Genomic DNA, 6,154 nt, shown 5'->3' with positions numbered 1-6,154 from the left:
CGCCGCGACCGCGGCCGACCTGGAGCCGCCGGTCGACCGCGGCGCCGATGGTGCGGACGGCTTCCTCGATGAGCTGTTGCCGGCCGCCGGGGAAGTGGTGGTACGTCGACCCGATCGGGACGCCGGCCTCCTTGGCGAGGTCACGCAGGCTCAACGCGGCGGCGCCCCGCGCACCGAGCATCAGCGCGGCGCCGTAGATCATCCGGGTCCGGGTGTCGCTCGCCACCCCCGGATCCTAACGCCGAGCTATGACGACTGTCATACGAGCGTTGGTCCGCCGTGGGCTGCGACGGGAGTTAGAGGGCGGCGGCGACCTCGGTGCCCTGGCGGATCGCGCGCTTGGCGTCGAGCTCGGCGGCGATGTCGGCGCCGCCGATCACGGTCCGTCCGGGCGCGACGAGGTCGCGCACCGACTCCTGGCCCGCGCAGAGGACGACGTGGTCGACCTCGATCACCTCGGGCCGGCCGTCGACGGTGACGTGCAGGCGGACCCGCTCGCCGGACGCGGTCGGCTCGATCAGGTCATAGCTGGCGCCGCTGATCTGGCGCACCTCCGACTGCTTGAGGACCGCGCGGTGCGCCCAGCCGGAGGTCTTGCCGAGGCCGATCCCGATGGGGGTGGTCTTGCGCTGGAGGAGGGTGACCTCGCGCTGGGGGGCGCGCGGCTTGGGCTCGGTGAGACCGCCCCGGTGCAGGCTCGGGTCGGCGACGCCCCAGTGGGCGAGCCACTCGTCCGGGGTCTCGCCCACGTCGTTGGTGAGCCACACCGACACGTCCACGCCGATGCCGCCCGCGCCGATGACGGCCACCTGGCGCCCCGGGACGACCTCGCCCGAGAGGACCTGGTCGTAGCGCAGCACCCGCTCGTGGTCGACGCCCGGGATCGCGGGGATCCGCGGCTTCACGCCGGAAGCCAGCACCACGTCGTCGTACGACGCGAGCTCGGCGTCCGTCGCCTGGGTGTTCAGGCGGACGTCGACCTCCAGCACCTCGAGTCGGCGGCGGTAGTAGCGCAGCGTGTCGCGGAAGTCCTCCTTCCCGGGGACCTCCATCGCCAGCCGGAACTGCCCGCCGATCTCGGAGGACCTCTCGAAGAGGGTCACGGCCAGGCCGCGCTCGGCGGCGGACACCGCGGTCGCGAGACCGGCGGGGCCCGCGCCCACGACGGCGACCGACTTCTTGGTCCGCGTCGGTGCGAGCACGAGGGTCGTCTCCCGGCCGGCGCGCGGGTTCACCAGGCAGGAGGCCTTCTGGTTCTTGAAGACGTGGTCGAGGCAGGCCTGGTTGCACGCGATGCAGGTGTTGATCTCGTCGGCGCGCGCAGCGGCGGCCTTGTTGACGAAGTCCGCGTCGGCGAGCAGCGGGCGCGCCATCGAGACCAGGTCGGCCTTGCCGGTCGCGATGATGTCCTCGGCCAGCTCCGGGGTGTTGATCCGGTTGGAGGCGCAGACCGGGACCGACACGGCCGCCTTGAGGCGTGCGGTGTGGTCGACCCAGATGCCGCGGGGGACCTGGGTGATGATCGTGGGCACCCGCGCCTCGTGCCAGCCGATGCCGGTGTTGAACACCGTCACCCCGGCGTCCTCGAGCAGCAGCGCGAGCTCGACGACCTCCTCCCAGGTCTGGCCGTGCTCGACCAGGTCGAGGAGCGAGATCCGGTAGACGATCGGGAAGTCGTCGCCGACCAGCTCGCGGGCGCGGCGCACGATCTCGACGGGGAAGCGCATCCGCTTCTCCGCCGTACCGCCCCACTCGTCGGTGCGGTCGTTGACCCGCGCCGCGAGGAACTGGTTGATGAGGTAGCCCTCGGAGCCCATGATCTCGACCGCGTCGTAGCCGGCCTTCTGTGCCAGCGCGACGGAGGCCGCGAAGTCGCTCGCCGTCCGGTCGACGTCCTTGGTCGAGAGGCGGTGAGGCTTGAACGGGGTGATCGGCGACTTGCGGCTCGACGCCGAGACGTTGAGCGGTGAGTAGCCGTAGCGGCCGGCGTGCAGCACCTGGAGCGCGATCGCGCCACCCTCGGCATGCACGGCGTCGGTCACCTGGGTGTGCCGCGCTGCCTGGAGACGGCTCGACATCTGTGACCCGAACGGCTTGAGCCAGCCGCGCACGTTGGGGGAGAAGCCGCCGGTGATGATCATGCCGACGCCGCCCCGGGCGCGCTCGGCGTAGAAGGCCGCGAGCTTCGGGAGGTCCCAGCGGTGGTCGTCGAGGCCGGTGTGCATGGAGCCCATGACCACGCGGTTGCGCAGCGGGACCGAGCCGAGGGTGATCGGCTCGAGCAGGTGGGGGTAGGGACTGGTCACGAGTGTGCCTCCAGGTATTCGGTGAGCCACGCGATCCAGGTCTCCTCCATGAGGATCCCGCCGCGCAGCACGAGGTACTGGTCGAGCTCCAGGCCCGCCAGGGAGTGGGGTGCGGGGTAGTCCCGCTTCATCAGCTGCCGGTAGTGCCCGAGCCGGGTGTGGTGGTCGACGACGCGGGCCCGGACGACGTCGAGGACCGCCTCGCGGTCGCCGAACGACGCGCCGCGGAGCTTGACGGCCAGGTCGCTGCGGAGGGGCGTGTCGGCGCTCGGCTCGGCCAGCCAGTCCGCGAGGGCGGTCCCGCCCAGCTCGGTGACGTCGTACACCTTCTTGTCGGGCCGACCCTGCTGGGCGACGGTCTCGACCCGCACCCAGCCGTCGGTCTCCATCCGGCCGAGGACGCGATAGATCTGCTGGTGGGTCGCGCTCCAGAAGAAGCCGATCGACCGGCCGAAGCGCTGCGCGAGCTCCAGCCCCGACGCGGGCTGCTCACGCAGCGCGACGAGGAGGGCGTGCTCGAGGGCCATGGCCCGAGTGTGCACCACCTATGCAACGAGTTGCAAACGTGAGCTGGGTGATGCGCCCCACCTTCCGACCGTGAGGGCCTACGATCTGCGCCATGCGCCTGCTCCGTAGCCACCGATCCCTCGCTGTCCTCGCCGCTGTCGGCCTCGCCGTCACCGCGATCACCGCCTGCGCGCCGGAGGACGAGGCCGAGGACAAGACCGGCGAGGTCGCCGAGGCCGACGAGTGCGCCACCGAGGACCTGGTCCTCAAGGAGGACGGCGTGCTGACGATCGGCACCGACTCCCCGGCGTACGACCCGTGGTTCAACGACAACGACCCGACCAACGGCAAGGGCTACGAGTCCGCCGTCGCCTACGCGGTCGCCGAGGAGCTCGGCTTCACCGCCGACCAGGTGAAGTGGATCAAGGTCGGCTTCAACAGCCTCGCGAAGTCGGGCGAGAAGCCCTTCGACTTCGACATCAACCAGATCTCGATCACCCCCGAGCGTGACGAGGTCGTCGACTTCTCCGAGGGCTACTACTCCGCGGCCCAGGCCGTCATCGCGCTCAAGGGCAGCCCGGCCGCCGAGGCGACCAGCCTCGAGGACCTCAAGGGCCTCAAGCTCGGCGCCCAGACCGGTACGACGTCGCTCACCGCGATCCGCGAGGTCATCCAGCCCGACCAGGACCCGGCCGTCCTCGACGACACCAACGTCGCGAAGCAGCAGCTCCAGAACGGCCAGCTCGACGCGATCCTCGCCGACCTGCCGACGGCGTTCTACATCAGTGCGGTCGAGATCCCGGACTCCGTGCTCGTCGGCCAGTTCCAGGTCGAGGGGGGTGACACGGAGGAGTTCGGGCTGCTCTTCGAGCAGGGCAGCGAGCTCCTCCCGTGCGTCAACCTCGCGCTCGAGACGCTCGAGGAGGACGGCACCCTCGCCGCGATCGAGCAGGAGTGGCTCTCCGACGTCGTGAGCGTGCCTGAGCTGCAGTGAGCGCCCTCTGGGAACCGAGCCCCCGGGAGCGTGAGCGCCGACAGGTCCGCGCCCGCCTGACGCGCCGCCGCGTCGCCCAGGGATCGATCGCGACCCTCGTCGTGGTCGGCGGGATCGCCGCGGCCGTCCTGCTCTCGCCGGGCTGGCCACGGGTGCGCGCCACGTTCTTCGACTCCTTCCACGCCCGGGAGTCGCTGCCGGCGATCGTCGACGGCTTCTGGATCAACGTGAAGATGTTCCTGATCGCCGAGCCGATCATCCTCGTGCTCGGGCTCGCGATCGCCGTCGCGCGCAGCTCCCGGTCGCCGCTCCTGGTCCCGCTGCGCGGCCTCGCGATCGTCTACACCGACGTGGTCCGCGGCATCCCGACGCTGCTGCTCGTCTTCCTGTTCGCGTTCGGGATGCCCGAGCTCGGGCTGGCCGGGCTCCCGGACGGCGCGTTCTTCTGGGCCACCGTCGCGCTCGTCGTCTCCTACTCCGCCTACGTCGCGGAGGTGTTCCGCTCCGGCATCGAGTCCGTCCACCCCTCGCAGTGGTTGAGCGCCGAGGCGCTCGCGCTCTCGCGGGGCCAGGCGCTGCGCCACGTCGTCGTCCCGCAGGCGGTCAGGCGCGTCGTGCCGCCGCTGCTCAACGACTTCGTGTCGCTCCAGAAGGACACCGCCCTCGTCGCGTCGGTCTCCATCTTCGACGCCCTCTTCACCGCGCGCGACTACGCCAACTACAACTTCAACTACACGCCGTACGTCGTCGTCGCCTGCTTCTTCGTCGCGATGACCGTGCCGCTCGCCCGGCTGTGCGACGCGCTGGCCGCCCGGATCGCCCGCCGCGAACGGGCAGGTGCGCGATGAGTGCCGTGCCGGTGATCGAGGTGCGCGGCCTCCGGAAGACGTACGGCGAGCGGGTCGTGCTCGACGACGTCTCGCTGACCGTCGGGGTCGGCGACGTGGTCTGCCTGATCGGGTCGTCGGGGTCCGGGAAGTCCACCCTGCTGCGCTGCCTGGACCTGCTGGAGCAGATCGACGACGGCGTCATCGAGCTCGACGGTCGTGAGATCTCCGACCCGCTCGTCGACCCGCGCGAGGTCCGCCGGTCGATCGGCATGGTGTTCCAGGCCTACAACCTGTTCCCGCACCTCTCCGTCCTCGACAACTGCACGCTCGCGCCGCGCAAGGTCCACGGCCGGTCGAGGTCCGAGGCCGAGGCGACCGCCCGCGACCTGCTCGTCCGGTTCGGCCTCGGCGAGCACGTCGACCAGCACCCCGACCGGCTCTCCGGCGGGCAGCAGCAGCGCGCCGCGCTCGTCCGGGCGCTGTGCACGTCGCCCCGGCTGCTCCTCCTCGACGAGATCACCGCGGCGCTCGACCCGGAGCTGGTCGGCGAGGTCCTCGACATCGTCCGCGAGCTCGCCTACGGCGGGACGACGATGGTGCTCGCGACGCACGAGATGGCGTTCGCGCGCGAGGTCGCCACCCGGGTGTGCTTCCTCGACGGGGGTCGCATCGTCGAGTCGGGCCCGCCCGACCAGGTGCTCTTCGATCCCGAGCATCAGCGCACGCGCGAGTTCCTGCGACGGGTGCTGCCGCAGTGACCGGGGTGCGGGCCGCCCACGGGCAGCAGGGCTACGACATCCGCCTCGAGTGGGGCGCCGTCGGCGGCAGCGAGGTCGCGTTCAGCGCCGACGTCGCGGTCGTCGTCGACGTGCTGTCGTTCACGACGACCCTCAGCATCGCGGTCGGCCGGGGGACCCGGGTCTTCCCCTTCGCCTGGAAGGACGAGCGGGCGGCGGCGTTCGCCGCCGACAAGGACGCCGTGCTCGCGGTCGGCCGGTTCGAGGCGGCCGGGCTCGACGACCCGCCGCCCTCCCTGTCGCCCGCCCAGCTGCTCGCGTCGTCCCCCGTCGAGCGGCTGGTGCTGCCCTCGCCCAACGGGTCCACGATCTGTGCCGCGCTCGACGGGATCACCGTCGTCGGGGCCTCCCTGCGCAACCGGACGGCGGTCGCGCGCTGGCTCGCCAAGCGGATCGTCAGCGGGGCGACCGTCGCGGTCGTCCCGGCCGGCGAGCGCTGGCCCGACGGGTCGCTGCGGCCGGCCCTCGAGGACCTCTGGGGTGCCGGGTCCGTCCTGAGCGCGCTCGACCTCGACGGGGTCCGGATGAGCCCGGAGGCCCAGCACGCCGCCGCGTCCTTCGGGCTGGTCGCGGGCGACCTGGCCTCAGCGGTCGCCGAGTGCGCGAGCGGTCAGGAGCTGGCCGCGGTCGGCTTCGCCGACGACGTCGCGGCCGCCGCCGACCTCGACGCCGACGACGTCGTACCGCTGCTCACCGACGGGGGTTTCGTGGCCGGCTGAC

Annotated in this window: 7 protein-coding genes; 4 read left to right on the top strand and 3 right to left on the bottom strand. The window is 71.8% G+C overall.

Annotated elements, in window-relative coordinates:
* The 3 genes from H0487_RS12355 to H0487_RS12345 form a co-directional block, all read right to left on the bottom strand.
* Window positions 1-226 (bottom strand): helix-turn-helix domain-containing protein (locus tag H0487_RS12355; RefSeq protein WP_183094536.1); only part of this gene is annotated, 226 nt, incomplete at its 3' end.
* A 70-nt stretch (window positions 227-296) separates the two neighbouring features.
* Window positions 297-2,306 carry an NADPH-dependent 2,4-dienoyl-CoA reductase gene (locus H0487_RS12350; protein ID WP_183094535.1) on the bottom strand — a complete coding sequence of 670 codons (2,010 nt, stop codon included), beginning with the start codon at window positions 2,304-2,306 and terminating at the stop codon, window positions 297-299.
* A complete protein-coding gene (locus H0487_RS12345) occupies window positions 2,303-2,833 on the bottom strand; it encodes a PadR family transcriptional regulator (RefSeq protein ID WP_183094534.1) in 531 nt (176 codons plus the stop codon). The genes H0487_RS12350 and H0487_RS12345 overlap by 4 nt, the downstream gene beginning before the upstream one ends.
* A 92-nt stretch (window positions 2,834-2,925) precedes the next feature.
* Between H0487_RS12345 and H0487_RS12340 the strand changes: the two genes are divergently transcribed.
* Genes H0487_RS12340 through H0487_RS12325 form a run of 4 tightly spaced genes read left to right on the top strand, consistent with a single transcriptional unit; the run spans window position 2,926 to window position 6,153 of the window.
* Window positions 2,926-3,807: an ABC transporter substrate-binding protein gene (locus H0487_RS12340; RefSeq protein ID WP_183094533.1), complete on the top strand. Its 882-nt coding sequence runs from the start codon at window positions 2,926-2,928 to the stop codon at window positions 3,805-3,807.
* Entirely contained in the window at window positions 3,804-4,655 is an 852-nt protein-coding gene (locus H0487_RS12335; protein ID WP_183094532.1) for an amino acid ABC transporter permease, read from the top strand. Before H0487_RS12340 ends, H0487_RS12335 begins: the two co-directional genes overlap by 4 nt.
* Entirely contained in the window at window positions 4,652-5,395 is a 744-nt protein-coding gene (locus H0487_RS12330; RefSeq protein WP_183094531.1) for an amino acid ABC transporter ATP-binding protein, read from the top strand. The genes H0487_RS12335 and H0487_RS12330 overlap by 4 nt, the downstream gene beginning before the upstream one ends.
* Entirely contained in the window at window positions 5,392-6,153 is a 762-nt protein-coding gene (locus H0487_RS12325) for a 2-phosphosulfolactate phosphatase (protein ID WP_312855924.1), read from the top strand. The genes H0487_RS12330 and H0487_RS12325 overlap by 4 nt, the downstream gene beginning before the upstream one ends.
* Window position 6,154: the final 1 nt, after the last annotated feature.

Source organism: Nocardioides stalactiti, from assembly GCF_014180715.1.
Lineage (GTDB): Bacteria > Actinomycetota > Actinomycetes > Propionibacteriales > Nocardioidaceae > Nocardioides > Nocardioides stalactiti.
Note: the sequence above shows the minus strand (reverse complement) of the source record. Positions and strands in the feature narration are given on the sequence as shown.

Excerpts from the sequence above, each read along its gene's own strand:
- H0487_RS12345 (WP_183094534.1), bottom strand. The coding sequence starts at position 2,833 with ATGGCCCTCGAGCACGCCCTCCTCGTCGCGCTGCGTGAGCAGCCCGCG.
- H0487_RS12340 (WP_183094533.1), top strand. The coding sequence starts at position 2,926 with ATGCGCCTGCTCCGTAGCCACCGATCCCTCGCTGTCCTCGCCGCTGTC.
- H0487_RS12330 (WP_183094531.1), top strand. The coding sequence starts at position 4,652 with ATGAGTGCCGTGCCGGTGATCGAGGTGCGCGGCCTCCGGAAGACGTAC.